Raw genomic sequence first — 538 nt, 5'->3', positions numbered from 1 at the left:
GACTTATACGGAAAACCATCAAGGATTTATATACACGAAAATGGCGTATCTGGAATAGCCCGTGACCTCGAAGAAAAATTAAACCTTGATTTTGGTAATTATAAACAACGAATGCCCTTATATCTTGCGGATTCTTTTTCAAACCAACCAACTACAATATCAGAAAAAAATGAGAAAGCTCCAATCAATACAAATTCAACTCCTATAACACCTGAGCCACCAACATCAATATCAAAAGAACCTATTTCTGAAAATAAAGAAGCAACTTCTAAAATCACAAATGATGGTGGGGTACAATTAAGTTTATTTGATACACTTTTTCAAGAGCCGCCAAGCATTCCAAAACCTCAAAACAATACAAAAAGCTCTAAGACCAACAGGCAGACGAAAAAAGCAATACAAAAAAGTTTTCCCAAAGACCTTTTTTCTTTTTCATACCCCAGTGATAACAACTCAACCAAGGATACAGAAAGTGTATCTATAACTCCTATTAGTTTTGAGCCTACACCATTTGAAGGGGATATTTTAAGTCATTATA

1 protein-coding gene is annotated in these 538 nt (G+C 34.2%); it reads left to right on the top strand.

The window, feature by feature from the left end; translation table 11 throughout:
* On the top strand, window positions 1–538 hold a 538-nt coding region (locus VQ048_RS12465), incomplete at both ends, for a hypothetical protein (protein ID WP_327611960.1).

The organism is Bergeyella anatis (assembly GCF_036016955.1).
Lineage (GTDB): Bacteria > Bacteroidota > Bacteroidia > Flavobacteriales > Weeksellaceae > JAYWXI01.
This window is presented reverse-complemented; position numbering and strand designations above follow the sequence as displayed.